Below are 15,511 nucleotides of genomic sequence, written 5' to 3' on the forward strand. Positions count from 1 at the left end.
GATCATGTCGAATGTTCCTAGCATTAGCATCGCCGGACGCCGTATCGCGGCTGACGAACCGCCTTACATCATTGCCGAACTTTCCGCCAACCATAACGGTAGGCTGGAAACTGCGCTGAGGATCATCGAAGAAGCCAAAAAGGCCGGCGCCGATGCGATCAAACTGCAGACCTACACCGCCGATACCATCACCTTGAATTGCGACTCAGAAGAGTTCCAGATCCATGGCGGCCTGTGGGACGGTAAGACCCTCTATCAGCTCTATCAAGAAGCCCATATGCCTTGGGACTGGCATAAGCCACTGTTCGAGCACGCCCGCACGCACGACATCACCATCTTTAGCTCGCCGTTCGACAACACGGCCGTCGACCTGTTGGAGGATCTAAACGCTCCGGCCTACAAGATCGCCTCTTTCGAAGCGATCGACCTACCGCTGATCAAGTACGTCGCCGGTACCGGCAAGCCGATGATCATCTCAACCGGCATGGCTGATGCCGAAGAAATACAAGAAGCGATCGACGCTGCCCGCGAAGGCGGCTGCAAGGAACTGGCGATCCTCCACTGTGTTAGCGGCTACCCCGCCCCGGCAGAGGATTACAACTTGCACACCATCCCAGACATGATGCGGCGTTTCGGCCTGGTTACAGGCCTGTCCGATCACACCTTGGACAACACCACAGCTATCGCCAGTGTGGTGCTCGGTGCCTCCATAATCGAAAAGCACTTTACCCTCGACCGCAACGGTGGTGGTCCAGACGATAGCTTCTCGCTGGAGCCGGCAGAGCTCGCGGCCCTGTGTCGTGATAGCAAAATAGCGTGGTCTGCGTTGGGGGAAGTGAACTATGGAAGGAAATCCAGCGAGGAGGGGAATGCGCAGTTTCGGCGGTCACTTTACTTCGTGAAGGATTTGAAAGCGGGGGACGTAATAACACCTGACGCGATCCGAAGTGTAAGGCCAGGATTTGGATTAGCGCCTAAGTTCTGGGATTGCGTAGTTGGCTCGGAACTAGGCGTTCCGGCATGTAAAAACTCAGCAGTCCACGCGCGCATGCTTAAGGTAAATAATATTGAATAAATTAGATTCTGGAAATGTATTTTGCTACGTTCGGCCATGGAACGTAGATCAGTTTACATATCTCGGTGAAAAAATAGCACCTAATGCTAAAGTGATTCGTGTAAGTGAACATGTAAAATTTGATGAGGGGGCAATCGTTTCTAATTATTACGAAAATCTAAAGCGAATTCCGCGCGAGGCGATTAGTTGTATCGGTTTTAGTCTCGATGAGCAAGTCGACGTTATAGTTCGTTGCAGGTTGCTGCGTCGCCTTCCTAGAGACGTTGCGAATCGTCATCTTCTTGCAATGTTTGAGGCGATTAGTGCTTCGTTTGATAAATATAAGCCGTGTCTTGTGCTGTCGCTAACGGTTGATTCGTATGTTATTGACCTGCTTCGTATTGTTTCACGATTGAGGGGGGTGCCATTCGTAGGATTCATAGGAACTTTTGTAAATGGTTACTATAGAGTGAGCGCTAGGGGAGAGAGCACAAAAGGTAACAGTGTGGATGTTCTCGCGATTGAAGAGCTTAGGGATAGGCTGCTTGGCGCCAATTACACTCCTAGCTTTAATAAAAAGTCAGTTTCACGTCCTCGCTATTCGCTGCTTCGTCGTTGGGCTGCTAATTTGGCTAGAGTTCCATATTTCTTTGCTAAGAGGTTGGTAAGTGGTGATTATTATAATTACCATTATTGGGCTTCTCACCTAATTTCGAGTGATCACTTTCACTTGGTTCCTCCTTCTGACCCGGGTAGAGCTGATTGGGAGCAGGTATTAGAAAGGTCTGGCCTGCCAACTTTATATATTCCGCTGCAGATGTTTCCAGAGTGCACTGTAGATTACTGGTGCAGCAATGCTGATGTCATCAGCTATTACGATACCTTGTTTGAAGTGATAGACCGCCTTTCTGTAAAGTTCTCGATAGTGGTCAAAGAGCATCCTTCAGTATTTGGCAGTAGGCCTGCCTGGTTTTATAAGAAGCTGAAAAGCAGTGCTGTGATTATTGCACCAACTTTTGTCGCATCAAATGCTCTGGTAGAAAAAGTAGACGCGGTGCTTGTTTGGACTGGTTCTGTGGGGTTTGAGGCTCTATTGCGCGGAAAAGCTGTTTTCGGTCTTGCTAGGCCCTTTTATGCATCAGGTCCAAGGTTTTTCCCGATAAAGATAAACCCTGATTTGGATGATATGCTTTGTAAGCTCGAATTTTGTAAAAGAAATCCGATTAGTGAAGTTGAACAAAATAAGCTTATTTCATTTTTGCTTGCTCAGTTGCTGAAGGGTGATTTTATTAATGATGGGAGTTGGTCGGCAGATAGTTTGGAGCATAGAAAGAAAATAGAAGAGATAGCGGTGTCTTTTTGTCTGGCTTGTGAAGGTGATGTGCTGGGATCGCTTAGGGGGTCTGCTTGAGTTTTTATTTGAGGAATAAAAAATGGAGTTTTTTATCCTTTGTCGGGATTTTTGTTTTCATTCTGTATTCGACTTACTCGCTTGCCTACTATGGTGTTATAAGTTATTCTTCGTTGAATTATGTAAAAGGTGCGGTGTTTTTATTGTCGTTCGTGTTTTTTTGTTCGTGCATATCTCGTTCGGCGCATAGTGTATTGGTATTTTTTTCTTTTTTTGCCGTTTTATTTGGCTTGTATGGCTTTCTAGTTGGAGTTTATTTTCGTGGCATGCATGCGGGTGCTGGTGTGCATCTTGTGTATTATGTTTTTTTCTGTTTGTTCATGTTTTTAGGTTCTTTGGTTGGTAGGGAGTTGTTTCGATGTAAAGAAGCTTTTAGCCAATTCTATGAGCAAGACGCGATTTGGCGCTACGGAGTTATTTTTGCTTTATTTGGTTTGTTGTTTGTGCATTTTTTTAGGGGTGTTGAGCATAACCCTTCAATAACGTTTCCGTTTTTGTGCATGGCTTTTTCGTTTTTTTTGTGGAAAAGGAATTGGTTTTTTTTGTTGCTCTGTTTGCTTGCGGTGATGCTTACTCTTAAGAGAGGTATGTGGGTTGCTTTTTTTTGCTTGTCTTTAATGGTTGGGTTGCGCGAGTTTTTATGGCTGCTGAGGTGCGGGCATTTTAAATTAAACTCAGGGATTATATTTCTTGTGGCTTCGCTTGCTGGGCTGCTTGCAGTCTTGGTGGGTTATTCCCAGGGAGGGGTTGTGCTTGATAACCTTTTCCTTCGGATATCTATGAGTATACCCTCGGGGCTTAGTTATGCTGATATAGATGCGGCATCTTCTGGGAGGGCCGGAGATTTGGTCGCCGTGCTTTCAAAGGTGTCTGATGACTGTGGTGTTTTGGTAGGGTGTGGCTTTGGCGCGGAATATAATTATTTTGATTATAATGAGGCTTGGAAGATCACGTCTAGTTGGATAAAAAACGGAAGTGATGTGATGTTTTTGCACTTCTATCTGTTGTTTGGTTTGCCGGGTCTTTTGGTTTATTTTTTGCTTTCAGTGGTTTTTCTTTTTTCGTTGCGCGACCTGTTTTCTTCCCGTTGGGCATCGTTGTTGTTTTTTGCAAGTTGTAGTTATTTCTTGGCATTTATTGTTTGTCTTTTTTCGTTCTCTTTTTTTGATCCGTTATTTCCAGTGCTGTTAGGTTTTTATCTAGCTGTTTCTATGATTTTTAGAAGGAGAGAGTTGTGCGTCGAGCGCTTATAACAGGCATTACTGGTCAGGATGGCTCCTATCTAGCTGAGCTTTTGTTGGAAAAAGGCTATGAAGTCCATGGGATAAAGCGTCGAGCTTCGCTGTTTAATACGCAGCGTGTAGATCATATTTATCAGGATCCGCATGTAAATAATCGAAATTTTGTGCTTCATTATGGAGACCTAAGTGACTCGTCCAACCTGACACGTATCATTCAGGAAGTGCAACCTGATGAGGTCTACAATCTGGGTGCTCAGTCTCATGTGGCTGTGAGTTTTGAATCCCCGGAATACACGGCCGACGTCGATGCGATGGGCACACTCCGACTGTTGGAGGCCATTCGGCTACTTGGCTTGGAGAAGAAAACGCGGTTCTACCAAGCTTCTACGTCGGAGCTCTATGGCCTTGTGCAGGAGATTCCACAGAGGGAGAGCACACCTTTCTATCCGCGTTCGCCCTACGCGGTAGCGAAACTCTATGCTTACTGGATCACTGTGAATTATCGAGAAGCCTATGGCATGTATGCATGCAACGGCATTCTTTTCAATCACGAATCTCCACGACGTGGCGAGACTTTCGTAACCCGCAAGATCACACGTGGATTGGCGAATATCGCTCAAGGGTTGGAACAGTGTTTGTTCATGGGCAATCTGGACGCGCTGCGCGATTGGGGCCACGCCAAGGATTACGTACGTATGCAGTGGATGATGCTGCAGCAGGAAAAGCCGGAGGACTTCGTTATCGCTACGGGCGTCCAGTACTCTGTGCGGCAATTCATTGAGTGGTCGGCAAAGGAGTTGGGTATCACGCTGCGCTTCGAAGGTCGAGGCGTCGACGAGACTGCCGTCGTCCAATCCATCGAAGGTGACAAGGCGCCTGCGCTTAACGTTGGCGATGTGATCGTCCGGGTTGACCCGCGCTATTTCCGTCCTGCCGAAGTGGAAACGTTGCTGGGCGATCCTACCAAGGCGAAAGAAAAGCTGGGCTGGGTGCCGGAAATTACAGTCCAGGAGATGTGTGCCGAGATGGTTCGCGAGGATCTCACCGCGGCACGCCGCCATGCGTTGCTCAAGCAGCATGGTCATGACGTACCGGTGTCGATGGAGAACTGATTGTGGCCCCTGAATTGAACCAGACCATATTCGTGGCAGGCCATCGCGGCATGGTTGGCTCGGCGATTGTCCGCCGTCTTCGGGCATCGGGGTACGACAATATCCTGACTGCCGGACGGGACGAGCTTAATCTGCTCGATCAGCAGGCGGTGCACGCCTGGTTTCAGTCCCATGCGATCGATCAGGTTTATCTAGCCGCAGCAAAGGTCGGTGGCATACACGCCAACAATGTCTTCCCGGCTGATTTCATCTACGAAAATCTGATGATCGAGGCCAATATCATTCACGCGGCGCATGTGCATGGCGTGCAGAAGCTGTTGTTTCTCGGCTCCTCATGCATTTACCCCAAGCACGCCGACCAACCGATGAGAGAGGAGTCGTTACTGACCGCTACTCTCGAACCGACCAACGAGCCTTATGCAATCGCCAAGATTGCCGGGATCAAGCTCTGCGAAAGCTATAACCGACAACATGGGCGCGACTACCGCAGCGTCATGCCGACCAACCTTTATGGCCCGCATGACAACTTCCACCCCGATAACAGCCATGTGATTCCCGCATTGCTACGGCGTTTCCACGAAGCTGTTCAGCGCGGCGACAAAGAAGTGGTGATTTGGGGAAGCGGTAAGGCGATGCGTGAGTTCTTGCATGTCGATGATATGGCTGCAGCCAGCGTCCATGTCATGGAGCTTGATAAGGCCGCTTACCAAGCTGCAACGCAACCAATGCTTTCGCACATCAATGTTGGTACCGGCTTGGATTGCACTATTGGAACGCTGGCGGAAACTATCGCCAGCGTCACCGGCTTCAAGGGACAGCTGACATTCGACAGCAACAAGCCGGACGGTGCGCCTCGCAAACTGATGGATGTCGCTCGTCTCAAGAGTCTCGGGTGGGAAGCCAGCATCACGTTGGAAGATGGTTTGCGTAACGCCTATGGATGGTATGTCGCGAATGTCGAACAGGCACGGTCGCAGTGACTGCAGGAGTGCTTGCATGTGGCTAGACGAGGATACTTTTCGGGGCGTAGTGGCTTCTACTCCGTTGGTTTCCATTGACCTTGTTGTTCAGAACGAGCATGGCGAGCTGCTTCTCGGCCATCGTCTGAATCGTCCGGCTCAGGGCTTCTGGTTCGTGCCAGGTGGTCGTATCCAGAAGAACGAGACTCTCGATGAAGCGTTCCGACGTCTCACTTCTGGCGAGCTGGGAAGTGCTTTCGACCGTGCTTCTGCGGGACTGCTTGGCATATACGAGCATTTCTATACAGATAGCGTTTTTGGTACGGCCGAGGACGGCATTGATACCCACTATGTAGTGCTTGCCTATCACCTGCAATTGCCTATTGATCATTTGCTCAAGGCGCCTATTGAGCAGCACAGCGCCTATCGCTGGTGGCCAATCATTGAAATTGAGGCCAGCGCCAAGGTGCATAGTAATTCACGTGCATATTTGGATGCGCTGCGTATGCATATGTGCAAAGGAAAATAAAATGCTTCTACCAGTAATTATGGCCGGCGGTTCGGGCTCGCGTCTGTGGCCGTTATCGCGGCAGCTGAATCCCAAGCAATTTCTGGCGTTGACCGATGCGCAGTTATCCATGCTGCAGTCGACCATCCGCCGGCTGGATGGTCTCGAAGCGGGTTTGCCTCTGCTGATCTGCAACGAGCAGCATCGGTTCCTCGCTGCAGAGCAGCTCCGCCAGTTGGGCATGGAGCAGGCCAGTATTCTGCTCGAGCCTGTTGGACGGAATACCGCACCGGCAATCGCCTTGGCTGCGCTGCAGGCAACACAGGAGGGCGATGACCCGATTCTGCTCGTGTTGGCCGCGGATCACCTGATTCAGGATGTGGACGCCTTCCACTCCAGTATCCAAGCGGCGATGCCGTTCGCTATCGGCGGCAAGCTCGTTACGTTCGGCATCGTTCCGACGAATCCGGAAACCGGGTACGGCTATATAGAGAAAGGCAAGGAGCTTGGCGAGGGCGGCTTTGCGGTGAACCGCTTCGTGGAAAAGCCGAGTCTGAAGATTGCAGAGGAATACTTGGCGAGCGGTGAATATTTTTGGAACAGCGGTATGTTCATGTTCCGAGCTAGCCGATATCTGGAGGAGTTGGAGCGTCATCAGCCGTCAATACTGGCGGCCTGCCGTGAGGCGCTCGCGGCAGGCACGCGGGATATGCATTTCGTTCGAGTAGATGCAGCCACATTTGCGGCCTGTCCGGAGGATTCCATCGACTATGCGGTGATGGAGAAGGCTGATGACGCAGTCATGGTGCCGCTGGATGCTGGCTGGAGCGATATTGGATCATGGGCAGCGCTTTGGGAGACCAGTAAGAAGGATGCCGAAGGAAATGTGTTCAAGGGAGACGTTCTGGGTCATAGGACTCGCAACTCCTTTGTTCACGCCGACAGTCGCTTGGTGGCAACGGTAGGCGTCGAGGATCTGGTGATCGTGGAAACCAAGGACGCGGTGCTGGTCGCCCACAAAAGCCAAGTGCAAGACGTGAAGAAAATCGTCAAGCGCATCAAGGCTGATAACCGCCATGAGCACCTTAATCATAGGGAGGTCTATCGCCCGTGGGGGGTATATGACGCCATTGATAGCGGGCACCGTTATCAAGTCAAGCGCATTACCGTTCAGCCGGGCGCCAAGCTATCTGTACAAATGCATCATCACCGGGCGGAGCATTGGGTCGTGGTCAGCGGGACTGCGCGGGTAACTAACGGCGACAAGACTTACTTGGTCACCGAAAACCAATCGACCTATATACCCGTAGGCCAAGTACATGCACTGGAAAACCCCGGGGTCATTCCGTTGGAGCTAATTGAAGTTCAGTCGGGTTCCTATCTGGGTGAAGACGATATCGTGCGGCTCGAAGACCAGTATGGGCGTGCCTAAGGTGACAGCTTGAAGATTTCAGTAATTACGGTGGCATACAACAGCTCTGCCACTATCGGAACGACACTCGACTCGGTACAGGCACAAGGCTATCTGGACCTGGAATATATCGTGGTCGATGGCGGTTCTACTGATGCGACACTGGATGTGGTACGTAACTATCCCGGACTGGTTACTCAGCTTATTTCCGAGCCTGACCGCGGGATCTACGACGCGATGAATAAAGGTGTCCAGCGGGCGACAGGGGAAGTTGTAGGTATCCTCAACTCAGATGATTTCTATCGCCATTCACGGGTGCTGCAAGAGGTCGCTGAAGCCTTCGCGGCTGATCCAGAGTTGGAAGTATTGATGGGGGATGTGGATTTCGTGTCAGACGAAGATCTGCAAAGACCGGTGAGAACTTATCGCGCGACGGACTTTCGACCGTGGATGTTTCGTCTGGGGTTTATGCCACCACACCCTGCGATCTTTATACGGAAAACTGCCTATGAGAGCGTAGGGCTTTACAAGCTAGGTTATAAGATCGCGGCGGATTTTGACTTGCTCGTAAGATTGTTGCTAATCAATCGAGCGAAGTATCAAGTAACAGGTGCTTGCTGGGTGAGAATGCGTACCGGCGGAGCGAGCACTGCGGGTTGGAAAAGTAACTTGGTTTCTACTCGCGAGATGCTGCGTTCTCTGCGGGAGAATGGCATTTTTTCATGTCTGCCGATGCTGTTGATTCGATTGCCTGTAAAATATATTAAGCAGGTATTTCTATGAGGGTCCTGTTGACCGGTGCGACTGGTTTCTTGGGGCGCGCGGTTGTCGCTCATCTATATCGGCAGAATCAGATCACCCTTTCGTCCGCGGTGCGCTCGCCTCTAGCCCAAGATGGAAGGAATGGAAGGTTTTTTGTAGGAGACCTTTGTGCCTCGAACGATTGGTCGGAGGCTCTGCTTGGTCAGCAGGTGGTAATTCATGCGGCCGCGCGGGCTCATATTATGAAAGACGAGGTGCACAACCCTCTGGCGGAATACCGTAGAGTGAATGTTGATGGCACTTTGAATCTTGCTAGGCAAGCAGTGGCCGCAGGTGTTAAGCGATTTATTTTCATTAGCTCGATTAAGGTCAATGGTGAGACCACAGCGCTTGGGAGGCCCTTTTCAGCCAACGCTGTTCCGGCACCGGAGGACCCGTATGGCATTTCCAAGCTCGAAGCCGAGCAGGGCTTGATGCAGCTAGCTGCCGAAACCGGTATGGAGGTAGTCACCATTCGACCTCCGCTGGTCTATGGCCCCGGGGTAAAGGGAAATTTCGCCAGCATGATCAAACTTGTAGATAAAGGGATTCCCTTGCCTTTCGGCGCGGTCGGCAACAAGCGCTCACTGGTTGGCATCGACAATCTAGTCGACCTGATTATCCGCTGCATTGATCATCCCGCTGCTGCCAATCAAGTGTTCCTCGCGGGGGATGGGGCGGATCTATCGACAACTGAGCTGTTGCGTGGTGTGGGCGGTGCAATGGGTAAGCCTGCTAGGCTGATTCCCGTTCCTGCCGGGATGCTCCAGCTCGGCGCTACGCTGTTGGGCAGAAAGGCTATGGCCCAGCGATTGCTGGGTTCGCTGCAAGTAGATATCAGCAAGACGTGCGAGCTATTGGACTGGAAGCCGCCCTACACGGTGGAAGAGGGTCTGCGGCGTTGCTTTGAACCCTCAAATTGACTGTGTTGTAGGTGACCGGTGTGATTCGTGTTTTCGATTTTGTATTCGCGCTTCTAGGCTTGCTTCTCGGCTTCCCCGTACTGGCGGCGCTGACGATCATTGGGTTGTTCGATACGGGCTCGCCGATTTTCCGGCAGGTGCGGGTTGGGCGTAATCAAAAGCCTTTTACCTTGGTCAAGTTCCGTACGATGAAACTGGATACCGCATCGGTTGCCACTCATCTGGCCAGTAGTGCTTCCATTACCCGCTTCGGACATTTTTTGCGCAAGACCAAGCTGGATGAGCTGCCACAGCTCTGGAATGTGCTCAAGGGCGAAATGAGTCTGGTGGGACCGCGTCCCGGCCTGTTCAACCAGGCTGAGTTGACGGCCGAGCGCGCCAAGCGTGGTGTGTTCGATGTACGCCCCGGCATTACCGGGTTGGCGCAAGTCAATGAGATCGATATGTCTACCCCGGCCTTGCTGGCGGAAACGGACCAGAAGATGATCCAAAGCCTAACCGTGGCGGATTATTTCAAATACATCTTTATGACGGTGGCTGGCAAAGGTTCGGGAGACCGGGTCGTGCGTTGAGCGGTCGCGCTCTTGGGGGCGTTTGCCGCAGCCGGTCCATATCCCATGAGCTTGTGCTTTGCTTTGATCGTTGCTGTGTTCTGGCTTTCAGTGGTTTGCGCTTAAGGAAGGGGCCTGATGTGTTGAGGTTGGCTGAAAAACTGCGTGCTCGACTGGTCTCGCTACCGCGGCGCTACAAGCGCCTTATCCAGGTGGCTACGGATATCGTGCTGGTATGGGCGGCGCTCTGGCTGGCGTTCGTGGTGCGGCTGGGTGACTCGAAGAATATCGAGCCGCTTGACGGCCATGCTTGGTTGTTCGGTATCGCCCCGCTGATTGCCATTCCCTTCTTCATCCGCTTCGGTATGTACCGCGCAGTGATGCGCTATTTCGGCAATGACGCGCTGATGGCTATCGCCAAGGCGGTGACGCTCTCGGCGCTGCTGCTGTCGCTTGCGGTCTACTGGCGCACCGATGCGCCCAAGCTGATTCCGCGTTCGATGGTGTTCAACTACTGGTGGCTCAGCCTGGTCTTGATTGGTGGCCTACGATTGGTCATGCGTCAGTACTTCATGGGGGATTGGTTTTCTCCCGTGTCGCTTACGAAGTTCAAAGGCAAGGATGCCGGGTTGCCCAAGGTTGCGGTGTACGGTGCAGGTGCGGCGGGCAATCAGTTGGTGGCGGCCTTGCGTATGGGCCGGGCGATGCGGCCGGTGGCGTTCATCGACGATGACCCGAACCTGCATAACCGTTCCATCGCCGGGCTGCGTGTCTATTCGGCCAAGCACATTCCGCAGATGGTGGACGAGACCGGAGCCGGCCAGATTCTGCTGGCGATTCCTTCTGCCTCGCGCGCACGGCGGCGCGAGATTCTGGAGATGCTTGAACATTTGCCATTGCACGTGCGCAGCGTGCCGGGCTTCATGGATCTGGCGAGCGGTAAAGTGCAGGTCGAGGACATTCAGGAGGTGGATATCGCCGACCTCCTGGGTCGTGATGCCGTGCCGCCACAGCAGGCGTTGTTCGAGCGCTGTATTCGTGGCCAGATCGTGATGGTGACTGGGGCGGGTGGGTCGATCGGTTCCGAGCTGTGCCGGCAGATCTTGGCGAACGCGCCGGAAACGCTGCTGCTGTTCGAGCATAGCGAGTTCAACCTGTACAGCATTCATATGGAGCTGGAGCGGCGAATCGAGCGGGAGGCGCTTTCCACCCGGCTGGTGCCGATTCTCGGGTCGATCCGCAATGCTGATCGCCTGCTGGATGTGCTGCAGACCTGGAAGGTCCAGACGATCTACCACGCGGCCGCCTACAAGCATGTGCCGATGGTTGAGCACAACGTCGCCGAGGGCGTACTGAACAATGTGCTGGGTACCCTGAATACTGCCCAGGCAGCCGTGCAGGCTGGCGTGGCGAACTTCGTGCTGATCTCCACCGATAAGGCGGTGCGGCCGACGAATGTCATGGGCAGCACCAAGCGCGTGGCGGAGATGGTTCTGCAGGCGCTGAGTCGCGAAGCGGCGCCGGTGTTGTTCGGTTGCGACGATGCGGTGCATCACGTCAACAAGACGCGCTTTACGATGGTGCGCTTCGGGAATGTGTTGGGCTCTTCGGGTTCGGTGATTCCGCGTTTCTACCAGCAGATTCGCTCTGGCGGCCCGGTGACGGTCACTCATCCCAAGATCACGCGCTACTTCATGACCATTCCCGAGGCCGCGCAGCTGGTGATTCAGGCCGGCTCTATGGGGCAGGGAGGCGATGTGTTCGTGCTGGACATGGGTCAGCCAGTGCGCATCGCCGAATTGGCCGAGAAGCTGATCCACCTTTCCGGCATGAGCATTCGCTCGGAGAAATGTCCGCATGGCGATATCGCCATCGAATACACGGGGCTGCGCCCTGGCGAGAAGCTTTATGAGGAGCTGCTGATCGGCGACAACGTCAGCCCCACGGAGCATCCGATGATCATGACCGCGAACGAGGAGTACCTCTCGTGGGATCAGCTAAAAGTGCTGCTCAGCCGCTTGATGGCGGCTGTCGATGAAGATGACTACCCGCAGGTGCGTCAGCTGCTGCGTGAAGTGGTGAGTGGCTACAAGCCGGAGGGGGAGATCGTCGACTGGATTTATCAGCAGCGACGAGCGGAACCGGGGGAGTGAAGGGCGTTCTTTTCGGTTGAGGTACTTCCGGGTGCAGTGTGTAGGGTGGGCTAAAGCCCATCGCTGCGTGTCTCGGCCATGCGCCCTGGCTTTGGCGCCGGCCCCTTGGTGGGCTGAAGCCCACCCTACAAGCGTACTTGTCCGGCCCGGGTGGACAATCGCGCAGCGTTTTTCACCCGCCCTCGTCCGCAAACCGCAAGCGCTGGTCGGGCTTCCCGTTGCAAGGCATGGTGGACAAGCTTCGCGTTGTCCACCCTACCGGGGGCGGCTGGCATATGCGTAGGGTGGAAAACCGCGCGGCGTTTTCCACCACCACTACCACCACCACGCAACCGCAAGCGGCCGGCGTTGCCCGAATGATTAATGCCGCGGGCTTTCTTCCGGCAGGCTGAGCAGCTGCTTTTCATGGTTCCAGTCGAACGGCTCGTCGTTCTGCTCGGCTTCGTAGCGGCGTTCTTCGAGTTGCTGGAATATCGCGATTTCTTCGTCAGGCATGAAGTGCAGGCAATCGCCGCCGAAGAACCACAGCAGGTCGCGCGGGACGAGATGGGCGATCTGCGGGTAGCGGTGGAAGACTTGGCAGATCAGATCCTGGCCCAGGTGACGCTCTTCCGGCACGTTCTGCAGGTTCATGATCAGTTCATCGAAGCGTTCGAGGAACAGCGCGTGGCTTTCTTCCGAAACCTGCTCGGCTTCGCCCATCGCGAGCAGGATGCCGCGCAGATGGGCCAGCAGGGCAAGGTTGTGATCGTGATAAGAGTTGGCCATGTGTGCACCTGTGTCGGGTTTCTGGGGGCGCGATTATAGACAGGCGCGCCGTCGGGCGGGCCTGTTCGATTGACTCGCGGGCGTGCCGAGGGTTCGGCACGCGGCGCCAGCTGAGATGCTGCCTCGTCAGGTGCCGCTAACGCACGCATCCGGGCGGCAGCCGCAGTTCCTCCTGGCTGAAGTCGTCCACATCGATAACACGTCGGCGGGCGGCTTCGGCGGCGTACAGGCTGTTTGCCTCGTTCTCGTCGAGAATCCCCGCCTCCTGCGCGGCCGCGAGCGGATCGCTGCCCGGTGCCGGTTTGAGCGAGCCGCTCTTGAGCGCCTGGTGCAGTTTCTTCGCCGCCGGCTGGCTGGCTATCAGGCTATGCAGGGCATGGTGCAAGCTGCCCAGCGGCTCGTCCGCGCTCTGCGGTCGATAGAAACCATCGAGCACGCGTGCCAGCGCCGGATCGCCTTCGGGACGACCGAGGATGGTCGCGACCTCGGCATCCAGCGCATCCGACGGGCCTGGATGGCGCGCGCCGAAGGGGAAGACCAGTGCGCCCAACAGGCAGCCCAGAATGCGATTGGGGAAGTTGCGCAGGATGTCGCGCAGAGCGGTTTCGCATGTGTGTAGGCAGTCTTCCAGCGCCCATTGCAGCAGCGCCTCCTGATCGGCGGGCTGGCCCAGATCGTGGTAGCGCTTGAGCGCCGCCGAGGCGAGGTAGAGGTGGCTGAGTACATCGCCCAGGCGCGCCGACAGGCGTTCGCGACGCTTGAGTTCGCCGCCCAGCAGCAACATCGAGAGGTCGGCGAGCAGCGCGAAGGCGGCGGCGATACGATTCAGCGCCAAGAAGTATGGGCGGCTCAGGTCGTTGCCTGGCGCCTTGCCGAAACGCCCGAACGTCAGGCCGAGCACCAGGGTGCTGGCGGCGTTGCCGACGGCGAAGCCGATGTGTTGCATCAGCAGTCCGTCGAACTTGCTGACGGCGGCATCGCGATCCGGTTCGTGGACCAGCGCCATTTCCTTGAGCACGAACGGATGGCAGCGAATCGCACCCTGACCGAAGATCATCAGATTGCGCGAGAGGATGTTGGCGCCCTCGACGGTGATGGAGATCGGTGCGGCCTGCCACAGGCGGCCGAGGTAGTTGTTCGGCCCGAGGATGATGCCCTTGCCGCCGTGGATGTCCATCGCATCGCGCACGCACTGGCGGCCGCGCTCGGTGAGGTGGTACTTGAGGATGGCCGAGAGCACCGAGGGCTTCTCGCCCAGGTCCACCGCGCTGGCGGTCAGCGTGCGCGCGGCGTCCATCAGCCAGGCGTTGCCACCGATGCGCGCCAGCGGCTCCTGGATGCCTTCGAAGGCCGCCAGTGGCACGCCGAACTGCTCGCGGATCTGCGCGTAGCGACCGCTGGCATAGCTGCACACCTTCGCCGCGCTGACGCCGGTGGCCGGCAGCGAGATCGAGCGACCGACCGACAGGCAGTTCATCAGCATCATCCAGCCCTTGCCGATCATGTCGCGTCCGCCGATCAGCGCATCGAGCGGGACGAAGACGTCCTTGCCCCGGTTCGGGCCGTTCATGAATGCCGCGCCGAGCGGCAGGTGGCGACGTCCGATCTCGACCCCGGGGGTGTCGGTGGGGATCAGCGCCAGGCTGATACCCAGCTCGTCCGCCTCGCCGAGCAGATGCTCCGGGTCGTAGGCCTTGAAGGCGACACCGAGCAGGGTGGCGACCGGGCCGAGGGTGATGTAGCGCTTCTCCCAGTTCAGCCGCAGGCCGAGCACTTCCTCACCCTGCCACTGGCCGCGGCAGATCACGCCGCTGTCGGGCATCGCGCCGGCGTCGGAGCCGGCATAGGGGCCGGTGAGCGCGAAGCAGGGCACGTCGGTGCCGCTGGCCAGGCGCGGCAGGTAATGGCTGCGCTGCTCGTCGGTGCCGTAGTGCAGCAGCAGTTCGGCCGGGCCGAGCGAGTTGGGCACCATCACGGTGCTGGCCAGATCGCCGCTGCGCGTGGCGAGCTTCATCACGATCTGCGAATGGGCGTAGGCGGAAAACCCCTTGCCGCCATATTCCTTGGGGATGATCAGGCCGAAGAAGCCTTGCGTCTTGATGTAGTCCCAGGCTTCGGGAGGCAGGTCGAGGCGCTGGGCGATGTCCCAGTCGCTGACCATCGCGCAGAGCGTTTCGGTTGGGCCGTCGAGGAACGCCTGTTCCTCGTCCGTCAGGCGGGCCGGCGGATAAGCGAGCAGGACGTTCCAGTCCGGCCTGCCGCTGAACAGTTCGCCATCCCACCACACGGTGCCGGCCTCGATGGCGTCGCGCTCGGTATCAGAGATCGGCGGCAGCACGCGCTTGAACCAGTCGAACAGCGGCTCGCTCACGTAGCGGCGGCGGATATCGGTAATCACCAGCGGCACCGCGATGACGGCCAGCAGCAGCCAGAGCAGGGCGACCAGCCAGCCGGACACCTCGTCGGCGGCGCTCATCGCCAGCAGATAGAGCGTAACCAGGGCCAGACTCGGGACGAGCGCCAAGCGCAGATGTGCGATGACGACGAGGCCAAGCAACAGGACCAGCAACCAGATCAACGTCATGGAGAGCGTTCCTTTATCGACGTGGGTGTGCTGAC

13 protein-coding genes are annotated in these 15,511 nt (G+C 55.5%); 11 read left to right on the forward strand and 2 right to left on the reverse strand.

Features of this window, described 5'->3' with window-relative positions:
• Positions 1-4 precede the first annotated feature (4 nt).
• From pseI to HU825_RS12240, 11 genes are all read left to right on the forward strand, one after another.
• Positions 5-1,075, forward strand: coding sequence for a pseudaminic acid synthase (gene pseI, locus HU825_RS12190; RefSeq protein ID WP_234302124.1), 1,071 nt, complete (start codon positions 5-7; stop codon positions 1,073-1,075).
• A complete protein-coding gene (locus tag HU825_RS12195) occupies positions 1,068-2,465 on the forward strand; it encodes a capsular polysaccharide export protein, LipB/KpsS family (RefSeq protein WP_234302125.1) in 1,398 nt (465 codons plus the stop codon). Before pseI ends, HU825_RS12195 begins: the two co-directional genes overlap by 8 nt.
• Entirely contained in the window at positions 2,462-3,718 is a 1,257-nt protein-coding gene (locus HU825_RS12200) for a hypothetical protein (RefSeq protein WP_234302126.1), read from the forward strand. The genes HU825_RS12195 and HU825_RS12200 overlap by 4 nt, the downstream gene beginning before the upstream one ends.
• Positions 3,700-4,818, forward strand: coding sequence for a GDP-mannose 4,6-dehydratase (gene gmd, locus HU825_RS12205; RefSeq protein ID WP_234302127.1), 1,119 nt, complete (start codon positions 3,700-3,702; stop codon positions 4,816-4,818). Before HU825_RS12200 ends, gmd begins: the two co-directional genes overlap by 19 nt.
• Before the next feature lie 2 nt (positions 4,819-4,820).
• On the forward strand, positions 4,821-5,798 hold the full coding sequence (gene fcl / locus HU825_RS12210) for a GDP-L-fucose synthase (RefSeq protein ID WP_284692195.1): 978 nt from the start codon (positions 4,821-4,823) through the stop codon (positions 5,796-5,798).
• Between the two features lie 16 nt (positions 5,799-5,814).
• Positions 5,815-6,306, forward strand: a complete 492-nt coding sequence (locus HU825_RS12215) for a GDP-mannose mannosyl hydrolase (RefSeq protein ID WP_234302128.1) — start codon at positions 5,815-5,817, stop codon at positions 6,304-6,306.
• A gap of 1 nt (position 6,307) precedes the next feature.
• On the forward strand, positions 6,308-7,717 hold the full coding sequence (locus HU825_RS12220; RefSeq protein ID WP_273526409.1) for a mannose-1-phosphate guanylyltransferase/mannose-6-phosphate isomerase: 1,410 nt from the start codon (positions 6,308-6,310) through the stop codon (positions 7,715-7,717).
• A gap of 9 nt (positions 7,718-7,726) precedes the next feature.
• Positions 7,727-8,479, forward strand: a complete 753-nt coding sequence (locus HU825_RS12225; RefSeq protein ID WP_234302129.1) for a glycosyltransferase family 2 protein — start codon at positions 7,727-7,729, stop codon at positions 8,477-8,479.
• Entirely contained in the window at positions 8,476-9,420 is a 945-nt protein-coding gene (locus tag HU825_RS12230) for a UDP-glucose 4-epimerase family protein (protein WP_234302130.1), read from the forward strand. The genes HU825_RS12225 and HU825_RS12230 overlap by 4 nt, the downstream gene beginning before the upstream one ends.
• Positions 9,421-9,440: 20 nt before the next feature.
• Positions 9,441-9,992: a sugar transferase gene (locus tag HU825_RS12235; RefSeq protein ID WP_234302131.1), complete on the forward strand. Its 552-nt coding sequence runs from the start codon at positions 9,441-9,443 to the stop codon at positions 9,990-9,992.
• Between the two features lie 128 nt (positions 9,993-10,120).
• Positions 10,121-12,124: a polysaccharide biosynthesis protein gene (locus tag HU825_RS12240; RefSeq protein WP_234303402.1), complete on the forward strand. Its 2,004-nt coding sequence runs from the start codon at positions 10,121-10,123 to the stop codon at positions 12,122-12,124.
• 360 nt (positions 12,125-12,484) lie between these two features.
• Here HU825_RS12240 and HU825_RS12245 read toward each other — a convergent pair whose 3' ends face one another.
• A complete protein-coding gene (locus tag HU825_RS12245; RefSeq protein ID WP_138299673.1) occupies positions 12,485-12,892 on the reverse strand; it encodes a PA2817 family protein in 408 nt (135 codons plus the stop codon).
• Between the two features lie 136 nt (positions 12,893-13,028).
• Complete coding sequence (locus HU825_RS12250; RefSeq protein ID WP_234302132.1) at positions 13,029-15,476, reverse strand: acyl-CoA dehydrogenase; 2,448 nt, start codon at positions 15,474-15,476, stop codon at positions 13,029-13,031.
• Positions 15,477-15,511 lie beyond the last annotated feature (35 nt).

Origin of the sequence: Pseudomonas phenolilytica, from assembly GCF_021432765.1 — a bacterium.
In the GTDB taxonomy this organism is placed as follows: Bacteria; Pseudomonadota; Gammaproteobacteria; order Pseudomonadales; family Pseudomonadaceae; genus Stutzerimonas; species Stutzerimonas phenolilytica.

What these genes read in the sequence shown, in the direction of transcription:
- HU825_RS12250 (WP_234302132.1), bottom strand. Translation starts at nt 15,476, where the DNA reads ATGACGTTGATCTGGTTGCTGGTCCTGTTGCTTGGCCTCGTCGTCATC.
- pseI (WP_234302124.1), top strand. Translation starts at nt 5, where the DNA reads ATGTCGAATGTTCCTAGCATTAGCATCGCCGGACGCCGTATCGCGGCT.
- HU825_RS12220 (WP_273526409.1), top strand. Translation starts at nt 6,308, where the DNA reads ATGCTTCTACCAGTAATTATGGCCGGCGGTTCGGGCTCGCGTCTGTGG.
- HU825_RS12245 (WP_138299673.1), bottom strand. Translation starts at nt 12,892, where the DNA reads ATGGCCAACTCTTATCACGATCACAACCTTGCCCTGCTGGCCCATCTG.
- HU825_RS12215 (WP_234302128.1), top strand. Translation starts at nt 5,815, where the DNA reads ATGTGGCTAGACGAGGATACTTTTCGGGGCGTAGTGGCTTCTACTCCG.
- HU825_RS12230 (WP_234302130.1), top strand. Translation starts at nt 8,476, where the DNA reads ATGAGGGTCCTGTTGACCGGTGCGACTGGTTTCTTGGGGCGCGCGGTT.